Origin of the sequence: Vogesella aquatica, from assembly GCF_028548455.1 — a bacterium.
Classification (GTDB): domain Bacteria; phylum Pseudomonadota; class Gammaproteobacteria; order Burkholderiales; family Chromobacteriaceae; genus Vogesella; species Vogesella aquatica.
The window spans coordinates 51,241-70,368 of the sequence record NZ_JAQQLF010000004.1; the positions used below are offsets into that span (position 1 = coordinate 51,241).

The window sequence follows — 19,128 nt, forward strand, 5'->3', positions numbered from 1 at the left end:
TGTCAGTGCGTGCGGCGTTATGCCACGGTTTGCGGTACAATCCGCGCCGGGAAGTTGGACAGACAGTCGCCGCGTGCTTGCACGGGGAGGAAAGTCCGGGCTCCGCAGGGCAGGATGCTGGCTAACGGCCAGGCGCCGCGAGGCGACGGAAAGTGGAACAGAGAGCTGAACCGCCGATGGCTGCAGTACCCGCAAGGGTGCTGCAGCACAGGCAAGGGTGAAAAGGTGCGGTAAGAGCGCACCGCGGACGCAGCAATGCGCACGGCAGGCTAAACCCCATCCGGAGCAAGACCAAATAGGGGTACATTGGCGTGGCCCGCGCTGTACCCGGGTAGGTTGCTTGAGCTTGTCGGTAACGGCAAGACTAGAGGAATGACTGTCCAACGACAAAACCCGGCTTATCGGCCAACTTCCCGCCCCCCATTCCTGTCGCCCGCCACACGCTGGTGCGGCTCCGCCCTTTGCACCGCAGTCGGGCATTTCTTCCTGCTATTGTCATTGCTCAAAAAATAGGCAAAAAGCTTTTTACCCGCCGCGTAAAAGGCAGTACAATGGCGACCCTTTTCACCCCATGTCCTTCTTTTTGCGATGCAAATCGGCCCTTACGTTCTGAAAAACCGTCTGATCGTCGCCCCCATGGCGGGCGTGACAGACCGGCCGTTCCGCATGCTGTGCAAAAAGCTGGGCGCGGGCATGGCGGTATCGGAAATGATTACCGCCAACAAGGCGCTGTGGACCACCCCCAAGACACTGCGCCGCGCCAACCACGAAGGCGAAGTGGAGCCCATCGTGGTGCAGATCGCCGGTGGCGACGCGCAGATGCTGGCCGATGCCGCCCGCCTGAACGTGGAGCACGGCGCGCAGATCATAGACATCAATATGGGCTGCCCCGCCAAGAAGGTGTGCAATGTGGCCGCCGGTAGCGCCTTGCTGCGCGACCTGGGCAACGTTGGCCGCATCCTGGAGGCGGTGGTGAAGGCGGTGGACGTGCCGGTGACGCTGAAAACCCGCACCGGCTGGAGCCAGGACGTGAAAACCGCGCTGCAGGTAGCGCGCATGGCCGAGGATGCCGGCATTGCCGCCCTGGCCCTGCACGGGCGCACGCGCGAGGACATGTACCGCGGCGCGGCCGAGTACGACACCATCGCCGCGGTCAAGCAGGCCGTGCGCATGCCGGTGATCGCCAACGGCGATATCGACAGCCCGCAGAAGGCCAAATACGTGCTGGATTACACCGGCGCCGACGCCATCATGATCGGCCGTGCGGCGCAGGGGCGGCCGTGGATCTTTCGCGAGATCCAGCATTATCTGGACACCGGCGAGCTATTACCGCCGCCGCGTATCGCCGAGATCAGCGCCATCATGCAGGCGCACCTGGCCGAGCTGTACGATTTTTACGGCGAATACAGCGGCAGCCGTATCGCGCGCAAGCATATTGCCTGGTACACCAAGGGGCTGCGCGGCAGTAACGAATTCCGCCAGGCGATGTACCAGCTGGAAACCACAGCCGAGCAGCAGCAAGCGGTAGCGCATTATTTTGACAGCCTGGCCCGGCATTCGGACCGGCTGCAATACGTAGCAGACAGCAGCACCAGCGCCGAAGCCGACGCGCTGGCATAACCACCAAGACAACAATAACATCATGCAAAACAACGACGACATTTCCCTTAGCGTGCGCCTGGCCATGGAGCAGTACTTTCGCGACCTGGACGGCGAAGCGCCTGCTGCCATTTACGATATGGTGCTGGCCTGTGTGGAAAAACCGCTTTTGGAAGTCGTGCTGAACCATACCCAGGGTAACCAGACGCGGGCTGCCGAGCTACTCGGCCTGAACCGCAATACCCTGCGCAAAAAGATGAAGGCCTACGACCTGATCTGACAGCCAAGCCACCCGTGTAAGCGGGTGGCTTTTGTTTTGCCTGAAGCCAGCCGCCCCGCGCGGCAGGCACTATAAAACCATGTGGCAGTGCGTTGGCGCTGCCGCTAACTCCCCTGCAAGGCAGGGGCGGGGGACGGGATCATTCAGCCAGGCCGTTGCGGCCGGTGCGGGCAGAGGCCGGCACAGCAGCACGGCCAGTATTTATCACGGCAAGGCAGTAGCCTGGCCACTGTTTTTTAGACTAGCGGTAGAGAATCATGACCAAGATCGAACGTGCGCTGATCAGCGTTTCCGACAAAACCGGTGTACTGGAATTTGCCCGTGCCCTGGCGGGTTTCGGTGTAGAAATCCTGTCCACAGGCGGTACTTCCAAACTGCTGCGCGATGCCGGCGTGCCGGTAATTGACGTATCCGACTACACCGGCTTCCCGGAAATGCTGGATGGCCGTGTGAAAACCCTGCACCCTAAAGTACACGGCGGCATTCTGGGCCGTCGCGACCTGCCGGAACACGTAGCCACCATGCAAGAGCACGGTATCGGCAACATCGACCTGGTGTGCGTGAACCTCTACCCGTTTGAAGCCACCATCGCCAAGACCGACTGCCCGCTGGAAGACGCCATCGAGAACATCGATATCGGCGGCCCTACCATGGTGCGCTCCGCCGCCAAAAACTGGCAGCACGTGGCCATCGTCACCGACGCGGCAGACTACAGCGCGCTGGTCGCCGAAATGCAGGCCAACGCCGGCCAGCTGTCCAAGCTGACCCGCCTGAGCCTGTGCAAGAAAGCCTTTACCCACACCGCCGCCTACGATGGCGCCATCTCCAACTACCTGACCAGCCTGGCCGAAGGCGTAGACGCCGGCGTGCCGGACCGCGCCGCCTTCCCGGACCGTCTGAACGTGCAGTTCGTCAAAGTGCAGGACATGCGCTACGGTGAAAACCCGCACCAGTCCGCCGCGTTCTACCGCGACCTGGACCCGGCCGCCGGTACCATTGCCGGTTATCGCCAGCTGCAGGGTAAAGAGCTGTCGTACAACAACATCGCCGACGCCGACGCCGCCTGGGAAGCCGTGAAAACCTTCGACGCCCCGGCCTGTGTCATCGTGAAGCACGCCAACCCGTGCGGCGTGGCCATTGCTGCCGACACGCTTACCGCCTACCGTCTGGCGTTTGCTACCGATACCACCAGCGCTTTTGGCGGCATCATTGCCTTCAACCGCCCGGTAGATGCTGAAACCGTGGAAGCGGTAACCGGCCAGTTCCTGGAAGTGCTGATGGCACCGTCGTTTACCGACGAAGCCAAAGCCATCATCGCCGCCAAGAAAAACGTACGCGTGCTGGAAGTACCGCTGCACGACGGCGCCAACCGCTTCGAACTGAAGCGCGTAGGCGGTGGTGTGCTGGTGCAGACCCCGGATATCCGCAACGTGGGCCTGGACGAGCTGCGCGTGGTGACCAAGCGTGCCCCGACCGAACAGGAAATGGCCGACCTGCTGTTTGCCTGGCGCGTGGCCAAGTACGTGAAGTCCAACGCCATCGTGTTCTGCAAGAACGGCCAGACCGCCGGTATCGGCGCCGGCCAGATGAGCCGCGTGGATTCCACCCGCATTGCCGCGCGCAAGGCACAAGACGCCGGCCTGGCGCTGCAAGGTGCCGTGGCCTCCAGTGATGCCTTCTTCCCGTTCCGTGACGGTATCGATGTGATCGCCGAGCAAGGCATCAAGGCCATCATCCAGCCGGGTGGCTCCATGCGTGACGACGAAGTGTTCGCCGCCGCCGACGAGCACGGCATTGCCATGGTGCTCACCGGCGTACGTCACTTCCGCCATTAAGCTTTTCTGCCGCAAGGTTGGCCGCCTTCCTTGCGGCCAACCTGTTAAAGGCATCAGTTTTGATAAAAAAGAGTTTTGTATTGAGCAGCCTGCTGCTGGTGGCAGCATCGGCACAGGCGCTGGAATGCGGTAACAGTGACAGCTGGCTGGACAAAGGCTGTCGCCGCACGACCCAGGTGCTGAACGAGGGCGAAACCGATATCTACGCTACCGGTTACGCCTACCATCTGCGCAGCATGTATAGCGCCGAGAAGATCAAGTCGTTCAACGAGCGCGCCTGGGGCGGCGGTGTGGGCAAAAGCCTGTACGACGAAGACGGCGACTGGCACGGCGTATACGCCATGGCGTTTCTGGACTCGCATAAAGACGTGGAGCCCACTGCCGGCTACGGCTACCAGAAAATGGTGCCCATAGCGGGCGAGTGGAAGGTGGGGGCCGGTTTTACCGCCTTTCTCACCAGCCGCACCGACACCCTGAAAGGCGTGCCGGTACCGGTGGTGCTGCCGCTGGCGTCCTTGCAGTACCGCAAGAGTGCGCTGATGGCGTCGTTCATGCCGGGGCCCAAAGGCAACGGTAATGTGTTTTTCCTGTTTGGCCGCATTCACTACTAACCCTGCGCGCTGCCACCGGCAGCCGCACGACGACACCCATGTTTGAGGAAAGCAGATGAAAATCCTGGTAATCGGCTCTGGTGGCCGCGAACACGCACTGGCCTGGCGCATTGCCCAATCCCGCCGCGTGTCCAAAGTGTATGTGGCACCGGGTAATGCGGGTACCGAGCTGGACCCGAATCTGAGCAATGTGGCCATTACTGCCATCCCCGAGCTGGTAGCGTTTGCCCGTGACGAAAAAATCGAGCTGACGGTAGTCGGCCCCGAAGCCCCGCTGGCCGCCGGCGTGGTAGACGCCTTCCGTGCCGCCGGCCTGAAGATCTTCGGCCCCACCCAGTACGCCGCGCAGCTGGAAAGCTCCAAAGACTTTGCCAAAGCCTTCATGCAGCGCCACGGCATCCCGACTGCCGGCTACGAAACCTTCAGCGACGCCGCTGCCGCCCACGACTACGTTGGCCGCAAGGGCGCGCCTATCGTGATCAAGGCCGACGGCCTGGCCGCTGGCAAGGGCGTGGTGGTAGCGATGACGCTGGACGAAGCGCACGCCGCCATCGACGACATGCTGGTGGGCAACAAGATGGGCGACGCCGGTGCCCGCGTGGTGATCGAGGACTTCCTGCAGGGCGAGGAAGCCAGTTTTATCGTGATGGTAGACGGCGACAACGTGCTGGCCATGGCCACCAGCCAGGACCACAAGCGCCTGCTGGACGGCGACAAGGGCCCCAACACCGGCGGCATGGGTGCCTACAGCCCGGCACCGGTGGTCACCCCGGAAATCCATGCCCGCGTGATGCGTGAAATCATCATGCCTACCGTGCGTGGCATGAAGGCCGACGGCCACACCTACACCGGTTTCCTGTACGCCGGCCTGATGATAGACGCCGATGGCAACCCGTTCACCATCGAGTTCAACTGCCGCTTTGGCGACCCGGAAACCCAGCCCATCATGGCGCGTTTGAAGTCCGACTTCACCGTACTGCTGGAAGCCGGCGTCAACGGCAAGCTGGACACGGTAGAAGCCGACTGGGACCGCCGTGTGGCACTGGGCGTGGTACTGGCGGCCGATGGCTACCCGGAAGCGCCGCGCAAGGGCGACCTGATCAGCGGCATTCCGGCGCACACCGAAGACACCATGACCTTCCACGCCGGCAGCACCTTCAATGCCGACAAGCAGCTGGTCACCAATGGTGGCCGCGTGCTGTGTGTCGTGGGCCTGGGCGACAACGTGAAGCTGGCGCAGCAGAAAGCCTACGCCGTGGCAGACCAGATCCAGTTCGCAGGCAAGCAGTTGCGCCGCGATATCGGCGGCAAGGCGCTGAACCGCGCCAAGTAAGCATCGCCAGTCACATCGCCAACGGCACCGTAAGGTGCCGTTTTTTTATGCCTGTTTGACCGTGCACCAGCTGTATTTGTCGCGCTTTTGTTACCCCGCCCGCTAGATTGCCCTTATCGCATCCTGTGAAAGGCAAAACATGCAAAGTACCGCCCCAAGCCGCTGGTGGGCACGCTGGCGGCGATACTGGCGCCGCGAAAAGCGCAGCTGGTGCCGGGTAGCCTACTGGCTGCGCCAGCCCCCGCGCTATGACCGCTGCTGTGCCTGGCAGCGCAGCCCGCCGAGCAGGCAAGAAAAATCGCAACTTGGCCTGCCGCCCGGGCAGAAGCGCCTACACTGGTAACAGGATGTTTGTTTCGGGAGCGTGCGCCATGAAGCAATTTCTATCGGCAAGCCTGTTCAGCGCTTGCCTCAGTCTGACGCCGGCGCAGGCTGCCGACCCGGCGCACCTGAAGCTGCTGACCGAAGACTACCCGCCGTTCAATATGTCGGACGTCAGTGGCCACATCACCGGTTTGTCCACCGATATCGTGCACCAGCTGCTGCAGCGTGCCGGTATCAGCCACGACATCGAGCTGCTGCCGTGGGTGCGAGCCTTCAATCGCGCCGTGCTGGAGCCTGGCTCCTGCGTATACTCCACGACGCGTACCGAGCAGCGCGAGCATCAGCTCAAATGGATAGGCCCCATCGTAGAGAACCCCTGGGTGCTGTACGCCCGTAGCGATAACAAGACCGTGGTCACCACGCTGGAATCCGTGCGCCCCTACCGGCTGGGCGGTTACAGTGGCGATGCCACCGCCCAGTACCTGATCAGCAAGAATTTCGAGGTAGATCTGGCGAGCACCGACGTACAAAACGTGCGCAAGCTGGTGGCCGGGCGTATCGACTTCTGGGCTACCGGCAAATACAGTGGGGCTATGCTGGCTACCCGCGAAAAGGCGGCCAACATCCGCCCGGTGCTTACCTTCAACACCACCTTCATGTACCTGGCCTGCCACCCGCGCATGGACGACCGCACGGTAGCCCTGCTCAACAACACGCTAGACCGGATGCGCAAAGACGGTACAGTGGCTAAAATCACTGCCCGATACCATCAGGACTAGACGGAACCAAGCCACAGCGCGGCCGGTCTGTCCCTTTACCGAATTCCATAGCGCTGACCGTGAAAAAACCGTTTCCCCGCCTGCCGGCGCAGGCCCAGATCGACGCCGCCCGTGGCCGCTTTCGTGAAGGTGGCGTATTGGCTTACGCCACCGAATCCTGCTTTGGTCTGGGCTGTGACCCGTTCAATGTGCGCGCCATCCGCCGTATCCTGGCGATCAAGGCGCGCCCCACGCACAAAGGCCTGATCGTGATTGCGGCCAACCTGCAGCAGCTGCGCCCGCTGATCCGCCCGCTCACGCCGGCGCAGCTGGCCACCGTGCAGCGCTACTGGCCCGGCCCGTACACTTTTTTATTGCCGGCATCGCGCCGCGTGCCCACGCTGCTACGCGGGCGGCATGATAAAATTGCCGTCCGCATCAGCGCCCACGGCGAAGCCGCCGCGCTATGCCAGGCTTTGGGTTCGCCGCTGGTGTCTACCTCGGCCAACCGGGCCGGGCAAAAGTCGCTGAAAACCGCGCGTGCCTGCCGCCAGGCATTTGGCCGCGAACAGGTGCTGACGCTCAAAGGCCGTATCGGCAAGCGCCGCAAGCCTTCCACCATTATCGATCTCGACAGCGGGCGCGTACTGCGCTAGCGCTGCAAGGAGCCACGAGTGCAGGAAATTTCCATCCTTAGCCTGATCATGCACGCCAGCCTGCCGGTGCAGCTGGTGATGGCCGGCCTGGTGCTGCTGTCCCTGATGTCCTGGGGCATCATCTTCAACAAGATTGCCGTGCTGGGCCGCGCCCGCCGCGCCACGCAAGATTTCGAGCAGCAGTTCTGGAGCGGTACCGACCTGAACAGCCTGTTCGAGAAAAACCGCGCCAACGGCGACGCCGTGGCCACCGAAAAGCTGTTCCAGGCCGGCTTTGCCGAGTTCCTGAAGCTGCGCCGCCAGCCTGGCGTGGATAGCTCCGACCAGCTGGACGGCGCCCGCCGCGCCATGCGCGCCGCCGCCCAGCGCGAGCTGGACGCGCTGGACCACCACAACAGCTTTCTGGCCACCGTCGGCTCGGTCAGCCCCTATATCGGCTTGTTTGGCACCGTGTGGGGCATCATGCACGCCTTTATCGGCCTGGGTAACGCCGGCCAGGCCACACTGGCTACCGTGGCGCCAGGCATTGCCGAAGCGCTGATCGCCACCGCCATCGGCCTGTTTGCCGCCATCCCCGCCGTGGTGGCCTACAACCGCTTTGCTGCCGATGTCGACCGCCTGGCCGGCCGTTTTGACTCGTTCATGGAAGAGTTTTCCAACATCCTGCAGCGCCTGGCCGCCAAATAACGCGCCAGATAAGCCGGGCAGTCACCACGCAAAAGCCGCTATCTACAGATAGCGGCTTTTTGTTTGCCAGGCGGCACAAGCTTGGCCGCAAGCGCTGCTCAGGCCGCCTGCAGCTGGTCGATCAGCCGGTGCAGCGCGTCGGTTAGCGCGCGTATCGAGCCGGGCAGGTCCCAGTTGTCGTCGCCCGGCTGCACCACGTTGGAGATGGCGCGCAGCTGCAGAAAGCGCTGCCCTTCTTGCAGGCAGACGTGGAAGAACGCCGCGCCCTCCATGTTTTCGATGTCCACCGCGCTGCTATCGATAAACGGCGCCATCGCCACGTTCAACGACGCGCTGCGCGCCGTGCGCCAGCCGCCCTCTGCCGGCAGGTGCGGGCAGGCCAGCGTGTGGCGGCGCTCGAAATCCATGTCCAGCGGCAGGTGCGCCAGGTGCACAAAGCCGTCCGGCGTGTGAAAGCCCAAATCGGCCTCTACTTCGCTTTCCACCAGTACCACGTCGCCGATGGCGAGGTCGGCGTGCGGGTAGTAGCCGGCCACCCCGGCCAGAATCAGCCAGTGCGGCCGCCCGGCGTGCAGCGTTTTCAGTGTCTGGTAGGCGGTGGCGGTCAGCCCCACGCCGCTCACCAGCGTAGTAACGCCGTCGCGCTGGAACAGGCTGGCTTCGGTGGCAGTGGGAAACAAGACGGTGATTTGCATACAGGTTGGCCGCAATAAAAGGGGATAGGCGATTCTAGCGCCCCCGCGCTGCGGCCAACAGCCACCGCCGCGCTACAATGCCGCATGGCAGACATCAAATACCTGGCGGGCTACCCGCCGCACCTCATCGAACAAGTGGCCGGCCTGCTGCAGGCCGGCAAGCTGGGCGCCTGGGTGGCCAACCGCTACCCCGGCAGCCACGACATCCAGACCGACCGTGCGCTGTACGACTATGTATCCGAGCTGAAGCAGCGCTACATGAAAAACGCCGGCGCGCTGGCCAAGGTGGTGTACGACAACAACCTGCACCCGATGCGCGGCACGCTGGGCACCAACGCCTTTGTGTCGCGGGTGCAGGGCGGCAAGCTCAAAAGCAAGAATGAAATCCGCATCGGCAGCCTGTTCCGCGACGCACCGGAAGCCTTCCTGCGCATGATCGTGGTACACGAGCTGGCCCACCTGAAGGTAAAAGACCACGACAAGGCGTTCTACCAGCTGTGCTGCCACATGGAGCCGCACTACCACCAGCTGGAATTCGACATGCGGCTATGGCTGCTGGCGCGCGAGGCGGAGGCGTAGGGTGGGCAAAGCGTAGCGTGCCCACCACGACGTCTGGCTGGTGGGCACGTACTTGCTTGCTCATCCAGCCTGAAACACACCGCGCACCGCCCACAGCATACCTGCTGCTACCGCCCACAACAGCAGTGCACTGGCTCGATGCAACAGAGGCAGCTGGCGCTGAAACCAGGCCAGAGACGTTGGCCGCGCCAGCGCCCAGCATACCAGCGCATCCCAGCCCAGCACCGCCACAAACAGCCACACACCGGCGGCGCTGCGTTGCCACACTGTGCTCTCCTTGCCGGCCAGCAAGGCAAACAGGGTCAGATAAAACAGCGCATTCTTTGGGTTGAGCAAGCCGGACAACAAACCACGCCACCAGAAAGCAGTTTGTCTGGCCGCTAGCCCGGCGGATGGTGCGCCACCTCCGTGCAGGCCGGCTGCTTGCCAGAACTGCCAACCCAGCCACAACAAGTAATTGCAACCAGCAACATAGACCAGCCAATACGCCACCGGGCTGTCCTGCAGCCAACTGACACCGGCCACAGCTGCCACGATAAATATGCCGTTGGCGCAGGCAATACCCAGCGCCGTCAGCAAGCCGGCACGCAAGCCATAGGCAACGGTGTGATTGAGTAGCAGGAAAAAGTCCGGCCCCGGGCTAAGTAGCGCCAGAAAATGGGCGCCGGCCAGCAATATGAAATGATGCCAAGTCATGGATACCTCCCTGTTGAAGAGAGGCCAGCTTGGCAGCCTGCAGGCCGAGGGTATTGCAGAAAAGTGCTACGCCTTGCCAATGCCGCGCTGGTATTCGCCCGGAGTGACAGCTACACGCTCACGGAAAGCATGCTGGAAATGGCTTTGGTCGCTAAAGCCCAAGCGATAGGCCAGGTCGGCCAGTGCCTCGCCTTGGCGCAGCCATTGCCTGGCGCGCTGGATGCGGCAATCCAGCAGGTAGGCATGGGGTGTCGTGCCACAGTGCTGCCGGAACAAGCGGATAAAGTGGTAGCGGCTCAAGCCCACCGATGCGGCCAGGCTGGCAACTGGCCAGGCTTGTTCGCATTGCTCACGTAGCTGCCTGCATAGCGGGGGTAACCACCCTGGTGGTTTGCCAGCAGCTTGCTCGGCTGGCAGTATCAACTCGCTGACAAAGGCAATCAGCGACTCCTCCTTCACGCCGGCTGGCGACGGTGAAAACAGTACCTGATTTAGCAGGCAGAATGCTGCATACCTCGCTGGGTCACGCCAGTGGCTGGTATGGGCGGTACCCAGGGTAAAAGCCTGGCCATGTGCTTCGTGCCACAGTGCATCGAGCCATGCGGTATCGAGATGCAGCATCTGGTAACTCCACGCGCCGCCGGGCTGTGGGTTGCAGGCGTGCATGCAGTTGGCCGGTATCACCACCACATCCCCCGCCTGCAATGGCTGCTCCGCTCTGCCGGCCACCTGTAGCAAAGACGCGCCAGCATCCACCGCACCGATAGACAGTGTTGAATGGCTGTGGGCACGGTAACAAGCCCGGCTTTGCTGGGCACGCCTGCTTTCGATATAGGGCATGGCGTCGTCGCGCCAGAACTGCTGTGTGGTCATGGTTGTGTGAAACCGATGCGTACTGGCAGGATTTTGACACGTTTTTCCTACTAGAGTAGGTACGACCTGGGGCCTTGGTCCGAAAGCTCTAAATAAGATCGCTCGGTTGGTTGGAGGGAGGTCACCGCCAAAACAAAAAACGCCCCGTGTCGACGGGGCGTTTTGCTGTGGCAGGGCCAGGTTGGCCGCAGGCTTACTGGCCGGCGTTGGCGCGGCGGTAGCGTTCGATCAGCGCGGTGGTGGAGCTGTCGTGCGGCGCGCTCTTGAGCTTGCCGGCCAGCTCGGCGTGGATGGTTTTGGCCAGCTGTTTGCCCAGCTCCACGCCCCACTGGTCGAAGCTGTTGATGCCCCAGATCACGCCTTGCACGAAGATCTTGTGCTCGTACAGCGCAATCAGGCTGCCCAGGTTGCGCGGGTCCAGGCGGTCCATCAGCAGGGTGTTGGTGGGGCGGTTGCCGCCAAACACCTTGTGCGGCACCAGCGCTTCCAGCGCGTCGCCTTTCAGGCCCTGTGCGGCCAGCTCTTCGCGTACTTCTTCGGCAGTTTTGCCGCGCATGAAGGCTTCGGCCTGGGCAAACACGTTGGCCAGCAGGATTTCGTGGTGGCCCGGCAGGCTGGAGCTGTTCTGCAGCGAGCAGATCAGGTCGATAGGCGAGATGTGGGTGCCCTGGTGCAGCAGCTGGAAGAAGGCGTGCTGGCCGTTGATGCCGGTTTCTCCCCAGATGATGGGCGCGGTTTCAAAGTCGACCGGGCTGCCGTCCAGACAGGTTTGCTTGCCGTTGGATTCCATGTCCAGCTGCTGGATGAAGGCGGGCAGGCGGTGCAGGTACTGGTCGTACGGGGCGATGACGTGGCTGCCGCCGCCGTAGTAGTTGATGTACCAGATGCCGATCATGGCCAGCAGCACCGGCATGTTCTGCTCGAACGAGGCGTTGGCGAAGTGCTGGTCCATGATGTGGGCGCCGTTCAGCAGCTCGGTGAAGTTTTCTTCGCCCAGGTACAGCATGATGGGCAGGCCGATGGCCGACCACAGGCTGTAGCGGCCGCCGACCCAGTCCCAGAATTCGAACATATTGGCCGGGTCGATGCCGAATTCGGCCACGGCTTTCTTGTTGGTGGATACCGCCACAAAGTGCTTGGCCACCGCTTTTTCGTCGCGCGCGCGCGCCACGAACCACTCGCGGGCGGTCAGTGCGTTGGTCAGCGTTTCCTGGGTGGTGAAGGTTTTGGATTCCACGATGAACAGGGTGGTTTCCGGGTGTACTTTCTTCAGCGTTTCCTTCAGCTGCGCGCCGTCCACGTTGGACACGAAGTGCATGTTCATGCGCGGGTGGCCAAACGGCTTGAGCGCGCTGCATACCATCAGCGGGCCCAGGTCGCTGCCGCCGATGCCGATGCTGACCACGTCGGTAATAGGCTGGTGGGTGTAGCCCAGCCATTCGCCGCTGCGGATGGCGTGGCAGAACTTGCCCATGCGCGCCAGTACCGAGTTTACCTTGGGCATCACATCTTCGCCGTCTACCAGAATCGGCGAATTGGTGCGGTTGCGCAGCGCCACGTGCAGCACGGCGCGGTTCTCGGTGCTGTTGATCTTTTCGCCCTTGAACATGGCCTTGAGCTTGGCCGGCAGGCCGGCTTCGCGCGCCAGCTGCATCAGGCCGCGCAGGGTGTCGTCGGTAATGCGGTTTTTGGAGTAGTCCAGGAACAGGCCGCCCACTTCCAGCGCGTAGCGTTCGGCACGCTGCGGGTCGCTGGCAAACAGGTCACGCATATGGTGATGCTTGGCGTCGGCAAAGTGGTCCCACAGGGCTTGCCAGGCGGGGAGCTGGGTGAGGGCGCTCATGTTTTCTCCAGGTTCTGTGTGTCTGCGGCCAACGTGGGGCGCAGCTTATTCGTCGTCGTTGTCGTTGCGCAGCCGTTTTTGCCTCAGGCTGCGTTTGGCTTTTTCCAGTTGCGTGGCCAGGCCAGGGCCGCGTTTTAGCGCCACGCCCACGGTCAGGATGTCGATCAGCACCAGGTGCAGGATGCGGCTGAGCATGGGGCTGTAGGTTTCGTTGTCTTCCGGCGAGTCTACTTCCAGCGTCACGGTGGCGCGTTCGGCCAGCGGCGTGCCCGGCACGGTGATGGCAATGACCTTGGCGCCGCTTTCCAGCGCGGCGTTCACCGCGTCCATCAGCTCGCGCGAGCGGCCGGAGCTGGAGATGGCCACCAGCACGTCGTCCGGTGTCAGCAGCGTGGCGGCCATGATCTGGATGTGGCTGTCGGCGTAGGCCACGGTGGGGATGCCGAAGCGGAAGAACTTGTGCTGGGCGTCGGCGGCGATGATGCCGGAGTTGCCCAGGCCGTAAAACTCGATACGGCGGGCGTGCGACAGCAGGTCTACTGCGGCATCGACTGCCAGCGGGTTCACATCGTTGCGGCACTTCAGCAGCGCGGTGACGGTGTTGTCGAACACCTTGGCGGTGATTTCCGACACCGGGTCTTCCGGGCGCACGCTGGAGTGCACGAAGGGCACGCCACCTACCAGGGTGCCGGCCAGCTTGAGCTTGAAGTCGGACAGGCCGGAAAACCCCATGCTGCGGCAAAAGCGGATCACCGTGGGCTGGCTGACGCCGGCGCTGGCGGCAATATCGGATACCGCCGACTGCATCACGGTATACGGCTGCGCCAGCACTTGTTCGGCTACCCGGCGTTCGGCACCGGACAGTTTATCCAGGTCGCTGCGGATTTTCTCAAGCATCGTGCTCTCCCAGGTGGCTGCGCAGCGCGGCGCGCACGCCGGTTAGCGCGGGGTAGGGGCTGTGGATCACGTACACCGGCATGGCGCCGGTGTAGGCGGCAAAGCGGCCGGTGGCCTCGAAGCGGGTGCGGAATTCGGAGCGGGTAAAGAACTCGCCCAGGCGCGGTACTACGCCACCGCCGATGTACACACCGCCCACGGCGCCCAGCGTCAGTGCCAGGTTGGCCGCAGCGCTGCCCAGCATGGCGCAGAACAGCTCCAGCACGCGCACGCAGCGCGCATCGCGGCCGGCCAGGCCGCGTTCGCTGATCTGCGCGGCCGACAGCTGGCCGGCGGCTTCACCCGCCTGCACGCAGAGCGCGTCGTGAATCAGCTCCAGGCCGGGGCCGGACAAAAAGCGCTCGGCGGAAACGTGCTCGCCAAAGCGGGTCTGCGCGTAGCGCAGCAGCGCGGCTTCGTCGTCGTTCAGCGGCGAAAACGCCACGTGGCCGCCTTCGCCGGCAATCGCCACCCAGTCGCCGCCGGCCGGCAGCAGGCCGGATACGCCCAGGCCGGTGCCGGCGCCGATCAGCGCCTTGGCACCGGGTTTGGCCTCGCCGCCGCCTACCTGTACCAGCTCGTCGGCCGGCAGGTGCGGCAGCGACAGCGCCAGCGCGGTGAAGTCGTTCAGTACCAGCAGGGTGTGCAGGCCCAGCGCCTGGCGGGTTTCCTCGATGGAAAACGACCAGTGGTGGTTGGTCATCTGCACGCGGTCACCGTTTACCGGGTTGGCAATGCCGATGGCAGCGTGGTGCACGGCGCGGGTATGGGCGCCTTCCAGATAGCTGCGCATGGCGTCGGCCAGCGTGGCGTAGCTGTTGCACGGCAGTACGTCGATATCTTCAATCACGCCGGGGCCGGTTTCCAGCGCAAAGCGGGCGTTGGTGCCGCCGATGTCGGCCAGCAGGCGCGGATAGGGATTAGGCTGCCCAGTAGACATGAAGCGGTTTCTCCGAAGGCTGCAGCAGGTAGCTGATGGGGTAGGTGTCGTTCACGCCTTGCAGGGCGGTGTCGAGCACGGCGCGTTTGTTGGCACCGGCAATGGCCAGGTACAGCTTGCCGCTGCGGCGCAGCTCGGCCAGCGTCATGCTGATGCGGGTATGCGGCGCGGCGGGGGGCACCACGGTGAGCAGGGCGTGCGGGTTGGCCGCATCCAGCCCGGCGGCCAGCTGTGCGGCGGCGGGAAACAGCGAGGCGGTGTGGCCGTCGTCGCCCATGCCCAGCACTACCACGTCCGGCGTTTGCCACAGCGTTTGCGCGGTGGCCAGCTCTTGCTCGGGGTTGGCCGCGGTGTTCACCAGCGGCAGGAAGGCGGCCACGGCAGCCTGGCCTTGCAGCAGGTACTGGCGCACCAGGCCGGCGTTGCTGTCGGCGTGGCCAGGTGGTACCACGCGTTCGTCTACCAGCGTGATGGTGACGCGCGGCCAGTCCAGCGCAGCTTGTGCCAGCGCCTGGAAAAACGGCACCGGCGAGCGGCCGCCGGACACCGCCAGCGTGGCGCGGCCACGGGTTTCGATGGCGGCAGCCAGGTCGGCGGCTACCGCCTGGGCCAGGGCCGCGCTCGCGTCGGCAGCCTGGGGAAATTCATTCAGATGCATCTCTGTATCGTCCATGCAGGGGTCGTCTTGCGGCGACCTGGTCGGCCCGGTGGTCCGGGCTCGAAAGCTATGCTGGCGGCGCTCATGCGTGTCGGAGTGGGGCATGAGCGCCGCCGGTTTTTTTAGCCGGCTGTGCCGGGGGGCAAGGTTGGCCGCAGCGCGCTGGCCGGGCCGGTCTTGCTGCTTGTTAGGATTCTTCGTGCCAGCTGATACCGTCACGGCTCAGTAGCGCGCTGGAGGCTGCAGGGCCCCAGGTGCCGGCGGTGTACTGCTTGGGCGGCATGGTGCTGCGCGCCCAGTTGTCCATGATGGGCTCTACCCAGCGCCAGGCTTCCACCAGCTCGTCACGGCGCATGAATAGCGCCAGCTTGCCGCGGATCACGTCCAGCAACAGGCGCTCGTAGGCGTCGGCGCGGCGCGCCTTGAACGACTCGTGGAAGTCCAGGTTCAGGTGTACCGGCTGCAGGCGCTGCGTGTCGCCCGGCTCCTTGGACAGGAAGTACAGGCGGATGCTTTCTTCCGGCTGCAGGCGGATGACCAGACGGTTGGCGGTGTTCTGGCCGGTAGGGCTGGCAAACAGGTGGTGCGGTACGTCGCGGAAGTTGATCACGATCTCGGCCAGGCGTTCCTGCATGCGCTTGCCGGTGCGCAGGAAGAACGGCACGCCGGCCCAGCGCCAGTTGTCGATTTCGGCCTTGATGGCGACGAAGGTTTCGGTCTGGCTGCCGGCGGGGATGCCTTGCTCTTGCAGATAGCCGGTCACCGGCTGGCCGGCCACGGCACCGGCTTTGTACTGGCCGCGCACGGTTTTGCCGGCTACGTCTTGCTCGGTAAACGGGCGCAGCGCTTTCAGCACTTTCAGTTTTTCGTCGCGTACGGCGTCGGCACCCAGGTTGGCCGGCGGCTCCATGGTGACGATGCACAGCAGTTGCAGCAGGTGGTTTTGCACCATGTCGCGCAGCGCACCGGTGTCGTCGTAAAAGTCGCCACGCGTACCTACGCCCAGGTCTTCGGCAATGGTGATCTGTACATCGTGAATCCACTCGCGGCGCCATAGCGGCTCGAACAGTGCGTTGGCAAAGCGGATGGCCAGCAGGTTCTGTACCGATTCTTTACCCAGATAGTGGTCGATACGGTACAGCTGCTCTTCCTTGAAGTGGCGTGCTACCGCTTCGTTGATCTCGTTGGACGATTCCAGGTCGTGGCCCAGCGGTTTTTCCAGTACCACGCGTACCTGGTCGTGGTTTAGCCCGACGGCGGCCAGGTTGTCGCAGATGCCTTCAAACAGGTCGGGCGCGGTGGCCAGGTAGCACACGGTCACGCGGTCGCCTCCGGCTTTTACCGCCTCGGCCAGCGCCGGGTAGTGTTCCGGTGTGGCAGCGTCTACCTTCAGGTACTGCACGCGGGCGAGGAAACTGTCCCAGGCTTGAGTGGAGAAGTGCTCTTTCACATGCACGCGCGCGCTCTTTTCGACCATGGCCAGGTAGTCGTCACGGCTCATGTCGCGGCGGCCCAGCGCCAGGATACGGCCGGCTTCGTGCAGCAGGCCGGCAGCGTGCGCCTGGTAAAGCGACGGTAGCAGCTTGCGCATCACCAAGTCGCCAGTGCCCCCGAATAGCACCATATCGAATGCCGGGGTGTGCAGGTTTGCGTTCTCCATCCTGATTATTCTCGCCCAAGGTTGTGATGTAGTTATATTACCAAACACTGCCCGCTTGTCTACGTCGATTGTGCGCACGGCTGCGCTACGGTTTTTATTGTTGCTGCTGGCCAACACTGCAATAACATGATGAAATTTAATGATTAAATGGCAATTTTGCCAAAATAAGCCGGCTTTTTATCGTGTAGCGCCTTGCAAACAGACTGTAGTAAAACTACCATTCAAGCACCTTCATCAGGGCCGATACCAATGAGTCTGCATCCCGTTCTGCACGCTGTTACCCAGCGCATCATCGAACGCAGCCGCGATACCCGCGCTGCCTACCTGGCCGGTAGCCAAGCCGCCATGCGCCAGGGCAAGGTCGAGCGTTCCCAGCTGTCCTGTACCAACCTGGCGCACGCCTTTGCCGCCATGCCGGACGGGATCAAGATTCATCTGAAAGAAGCGGCCCGCCCCAACCTGGCCATCGTGTCGGCTTATAACGACATGCTGTCGGCGCACCAGCCGCTGGAAACCTTCCCCACCATTATCAAGGCCGAAGCGCTGAAAGTGGGCGCTACCGCCCAGTTTGCCGGTGGTGTACCGGCGATGTGCGATGGTGTGACCCAGGGCTTCGAGGGCATGGAGCTGAGTTTGTTCTCGCGCGACGTGATTGCCATGAGCACCGCCATCGCGCTGAGCCACCAGATGTTCGACGCCGCGCTGTACCTGGGCGTGTGCGACAAGATCGTGCCGGGCCTGCTGATCGGCGCGCTGGCCTTTGGCCACCTGCCGGCGGTGTTTGTGCCGGCCGGCCCGATGACTACCGGCATCGCCAACGACGACAAAGCCAAGGTGCGCCAGCTGTACGCCGAGGGCAAGGTTGGCCGCGACGCGCTGCTGGAATCCGAAATGGCGTCCTACCACGGCCCGGGTACCTGCACCTTCTACGGCACCGCCAACAGTAACCAGATGCTGATGGAAGTGATGGGCCTGCACCTGCCGGGCGCCGCCTTCGTCAACCCGAATACCCCGCTGCGTGACGCGCTGACGCGCCGCGCCGCCCGTGTGGCCGCCGAGATTTCGGCCCAGGGCAGCCGCTTCACCCCGATTTGCGAGGTGATCGACGAGAAAGCCATCGTCAACGGTATCGTTGGCCTGCTGGCCACCGGCGGCTCCACCAACCACACCCTGCACATCAATGCCATCGCCCGTGCGGCCGGCATCAACGTGAACTGGGACGATTTCGACGAACTGTCGGCTGTGGTGCCGCTGATCGTGCGCGCCTACCCCAACGGCAAAGCCGACGTGAACCACTTCCACGCCGCTGGCGGCATGGGTTTCGTGATTCGCGAACTGCTGGACGCCGGCCTGCTGCACGACGACGTGACCACCATCATGGGCCGTGGCCTGCGCGCCCACAGCCAGGAAGCCTGGCTGCAAGACGGCGAAGCCGCGTTCCGCGACGCGCCGGCGGTCTCTGGCGACGACGGTGTGCTGCGCCCGGCGGCCAACCCGTTCTCGGCCGACGGCGGCCTGAAAGTGCTGACCGGCAATATCGGCCGCGCCGTGATCAAGGTGTCGGCGGTGAAGACCGAGCACCGCGTGGTGGAAGCACCCGCCGTGGTATTCCACGACCAGAACGAACTGCTGGCGGCGTTCAAGCGCGGCGAGCTGGAAAAAGACTTTGTGGCGGTGATCCGCTTCCAGGGGCCGCGCGCCAACGGCATGCCGGAGCTGCACAAGCTGACGCCGCCGCTGGGCGTGCTGCAGGAGCGTGGCTTCAAGGTGGCGCTGGTCACCGACGGCCGCATGTCCGGCGCGTCCGGCAAAGTGCCGGCCGCCATCCACGTGTCGCCGGAAGCACTGCTGGGTGGCGACATCGGCAAGGTGCGCAATGGTGACCTGGTACGCCTGGACGCTAATACCGGCGAGCTGGGCATCCTGGTAGACGCGGCCGAATGGGCAGCGCGCGAGCACGTACAGATTGACCTCAGCGCTAACCAGCACGGTGTGGGCCGCGACCTGTTTGCCGGTTTCCGCCAGCTGGCCACCGCCGCCGAAGACGGCGCGATGAGCTTTGCCCACCCGCTGTGGGCGGGCCGCTAAGCGCCTGAGCCCGCTGCCGTGTGGCGGTGGGCTATAAACACTGCATCGATCATTTACCGGGTTGGCCGCGGCCAACC

General features: G+C 63.5%; 18 protein-coding genes and 1 other RNA gene. 11 read left to right on the forward strand and 8 right to left on the reverse strand.

The window, feature by feature from the left end; genetic code table 11:
- Positions 1-50: 50 nt before the first annotated feature.
- The 9 genes from rnpB (at position 51) to tolQ (ending at position 8,083) form a co-directional block, all read left to right on the forward strand.
- Positions 51-417: RNase P RNA component class A (rnpB, locus tag PQU95_RS03250), an RNA gene on the forward strand.
- A 171-nt stretch (positions 418-588) separates the two neighbouring features.
- Positions 589-1,620 (forward strand): tRNA dihydrouridine synthase DusB, encoded by a 1,032-nt coding sequence (gene dusB, locus PQU95_RS03255; protein ID WP_272750666.1) that lies wholly within the window; start codon positions 589-591, stop codon positions 1,618-1,620.
- Between the two features lie 22 nt (positions 1,621-1,642).
- Positions 1,643-1,879: a helix-turn-helix domain-containing protein gene (locus PQU95_RS03260; protein WP_017507566.1), complete on the forward strand. Its 237-nt coding sequence runs from the start codon at positions 1,643-1,645 to the stop codon at positions 1,877-1,879.
- A 257-nt stretch (positions 1,880-2,136) separates the two neighbouring features.
- The gene (purH, locus tag PQU95_RS03265) at positions 2,137-3,714 is read left to right on the forward strand and encodes a bifunctional phosphoribosylaminoimidazolecarboxamide formyltransferase/IMP cyclohydrolase (RefSeq protein ID WP_272750667.1); all 1,578 of its coding nucleotides are present in this window, start codon (positions 2,137-2,139) and stop codon (positions 3,712-3,714) included.
- Positions 3,715-3,794: 80 nt separating this feature from the next.
- Positions 3,795-4,325 carry a lipid IV(A) palmitoyltransferase PagP gene (pagP, locus tag PQU95_RS03270; RefSeq protein WP_272750668.1) on the forward strand — a complete coding sequence of 177 codons (531 nt, stop codon included), beginning with the start codon at positions 3,795-3,797 and terminating at the stop codon, positions 4,323-4,325.
- A 55-nt stretch (positions 4,326-4,380) separates the two neighbouring features.
- Positions 4,381-5,658 carry a phosphoribosylamine--glycine ligase gene (gene purD / locus PQU95_RS03275; protein WP_272750669.1) on the forward strand — a complete coding sequence of 426 codons (1,278 nt, stop codon included), beginning with the start codon at positions 4,381-4,383 and terminating at the stop codon, positions 5,656-5,658.
- A 371-nt stretch (positions 5,659-6,029) separates the two neighbouring features.
- A complete protein-coding gene (locus PQU95_RS03280) occupies positions 6,030-6,761 on the forward strand; it encodes a substrate-binding periplasmic protein (protein WP_272750670.1) in 732 nt (243 codons plus the stop codon).
- 59 nt (positions 6,762-6,820) lie between these two features.
- Positions 6,821-7,396, forward strand: a complete 576-nt coding sequence (gene tsaC / locus PQU95_RS03285; RefSeq protein WP_272750671.1) for an L-threonylcarbamoyladenylate synthase type 1 TsaC — start codon at positions 6,821-6,823, stop codon at positions 7,394-7,396.
- 18 nt (positions 7,397-7,414) lie between these two features.
- Positions 7,415-8,083: a protein TolQ gene (gene tolQ / locus PQU95_RS03290; protein WP_272750672.1), complete on the forward strand. Its 669-nt coding sequence runs from the start codon at positions 7,415-7,417 to the stop codon at positions 8,081-8,083.
- Between the two features lie 98 nt (positions 8,084-8,181).
- Here tolQ and PQU95_RS03295 read toward each other — a convergent pair whose 3' ends face one another.
- Entirely contained in the window at positions 8,182-8,778 is a 597-nt protein-coding gene (locus PQU95_RS03295; protein ID WP_272750673.1) for a phosphorylase family protein, read from the reverse strand.
- Positions 8,779-8,862: 84 nt separating this feature from the next.
- Here PQU95_RS03295 and PQU95_RS03300 point away from each other — a divergent pair, with 84 nt between their 5' ends.
- Positions 8,863-9,357: a YgjP-like metallopeptidase domain-containing protein gene (locus PQU95_RS03300; protein WP_272750674.1), complete on the forward strand. Its 495-nt coding sequence runs from the start codon at positions 8,863-8,865 to the stop codon at positions 9,355-9,357.
- A 60-nt stretch (positions 9,358-9,417) separates the two neighbouring features.
- Here the strand turns inward: PQU95_RS03300 and PQU95_RS03305 are convergent, their stop codons facing one another.
- From PQU95_RS03305 to zwf, 7 genes are all read right to left on the reverse strand, one after another.
- Positions 9,418-10,053, reverse strand: a complete 636-nt coding sequence (locus PQU95_RS03305) for a LysE family translocator (RefSeq protein WP_272750675.1) — start codon at positions 10,051-10,053, stop codon at positions 9,418-9,420.
- Between the two features lie 66 nt (positions 10,054-10,119).
- Positions 10,120-10,926, reverse strand: coding sequence for a helix-turn-helix transcriptional regulator (locus PQU95_RS03310; protein ID WP_272750676.1), 807 nt, complete (start codon positions 10,924-10,926; stop codon positions 10,120-10,122).
- Positions 10,927-11,119: 193 nt separating this feature from the next.
- On the reverse strand, positions 11,120-12,769 hold the full coding sequence (pgi, locus tag PQU95_RS03315) for a glucose-6-phosphate isomerase (protein ID WP_272750677.1): 1,650 nt from the start codon (positions 12,767-12,769) through the stop codon (positions 11,120-11,122).
- 45 nt (positions 12,770-12,814) lie between these two features.
- Positions 12,815-13,666, reverse strand: coding sequence for a transcriptional regulator HexR (gene hexR / locus PQU95_RS03320; RefSeq protein ID WP_272750678.1), 852 nt, complete (start codon positions 13,664-13,666; stop codon positions 12,815-12,817).
- Positions 13,659-14,645, reverse strand: a complete 987-nt coding sequence (locus PQU95_RS03325; protein WP_272750679.1) for a glucokinase — start codon at positions 14,643-14,645, stop codon at positions 13,659-13,661. The genes hexR and PQU95_RS03325 overlap by 8 nt, the downstream gene beginning before the upstream one ends.
- Positions 14,626-15,303 (reverse strand): 6-phosphogluconolactonase, encoded by a 678-nt coding sequence (gene pgl, locus PQU95_RS03330; protein ID WP_272750680.1) that lies wholly within the window; start codon positions 15,301-15,303, stop codon positions 14,626-14,628. Before pgl ends, PQU95_RS03325 begins: the two co-directional genes overlap by 20 nt.
- 187 nt (positions 15,304-15,490) lie before the next feature.
- Complete coding sequence (gene zwf / locus PQU95_RS03335) at positions 15,491-16,963, reverse strand: glucose-6-phosphate dehydrogenase (protein ID WP_272750681.1); 1,473 nt, start codon at positions 16,961-16,963, stop codon at positions 15,491-15,493.
- 249 nt (positions 16,964-17,212) lie between these two features.
- Between zwf and edd the strand changes: the two genes are divergently transcribed.
- Positions 17,213-19,051, forward strand: coding sequence for a phosphogluconate dehydratase (gene edd, locus PQU95_RS03340; protein ID WP_272750682.1), 1,839 nt, complete (start codon positions 17,213-17,215; stop codon positions 19,049-19,051).
- The last annotated feature ends 77 nt before the right edge of the window (positions 19,052-19,128 follow it).

Coding starts and splice junctions, on each gene's coding strand:
- dusB (WP_272750666.1), top strand. CDS start 589: ATGCAAATCGGCCCTTACGTTCTGAAAAACCGTCTGATCGTCGCCCCC.
- PQU95_RS03260 (WP_017507566.1), top strand. CDS start 1,643: ATGCAAAACAACGACGACATTTCCCTTAGCGTGCGCCTGGCCATGGAG.
- purH (WP_272750667.1), top strand. CDS start 2,137: ATGACCAAGATCGAACGTGCGCTGATCAGCGTTTCCGACAAAACCGGT.
- purD (WP_272750669.1), top strand. CDS start 4,381: ATGAAAATCCTGGTAATCGGCTCTGGTGGCCGCGAACACGCACTGGCC.
- PQU95_RS03280 (WP_272750670.1), top strand. CDS start 6,030: ATGAAGCAATTTCTATCGGCAAGCCTGTTCAGCGCTTGCCTCAGTCTG.
- PQU95_RS03295 (WP_272750673.1), bottom strand. CDS start 8,778: ATGCAAATCACCGTCTTGTTTCCCACTGCCACCGAAGCCAGCCTGTTC.
- PQU95_RS03300 (WP_272750674.1), top strand. CDS start 8,863: ATGGCAGACATCAAATACCTGGCGGGCTACCCGCCGCACCTCATCGAA.
- PQU95_RS03305 (WP_272750675.1), bottom strand. CDS start 10,053: ATGACTTGGCATCATTTCATATTGCTGGCCGGCGCCCATTTTCTGGCG.
- PQU95_RS03310 (WP_272750676.1), bottom strand. CDS start 10,926: ATGACCACACAGCAGTTCTGGCGCGACGACGCCATGCCCTATATCGAA.
- pgi (WP_272750677.1), bottom strand. CDS start 12,769: ATGAGCGCCCTCACCCAGCTCCCCGCCTGGCAAGCCCTGTGGGACCAC.
- hexR (WP_272750678.1), bottom strand. CDS start 13,666: ATGCTTGAGAAAATCCGCAGCGACCTGGATAAACTGTCCGGTGCCGAA.
- PQU95_RS03325 (WP_272750679.1), bottom strand. CDS start 14,645: ATGTCTACTGGGCAGCCTAATCCCTATCCGCGCCTGCTGGCCGACATC.
- pgl (WP_272750680.1), bottom strand. CDS start 15,303: ATGCATCTGAATGAATTTCCCCAGGCTGCCGACGCGAGCGCGGCCCTG.
- zwf (WP_272750681.1), bottom strand. CDS start 16,963: ATGGAGAACGCAAACCTGCACACCCCGGCATTCGATATGGTGCTATTC.
- edd (WP_272750682.1), top strand. CDS start 17,213: ATGAGTCTGCATCCCGTTCTGCACGCTGTTACCCAGCGCATCATCGAA.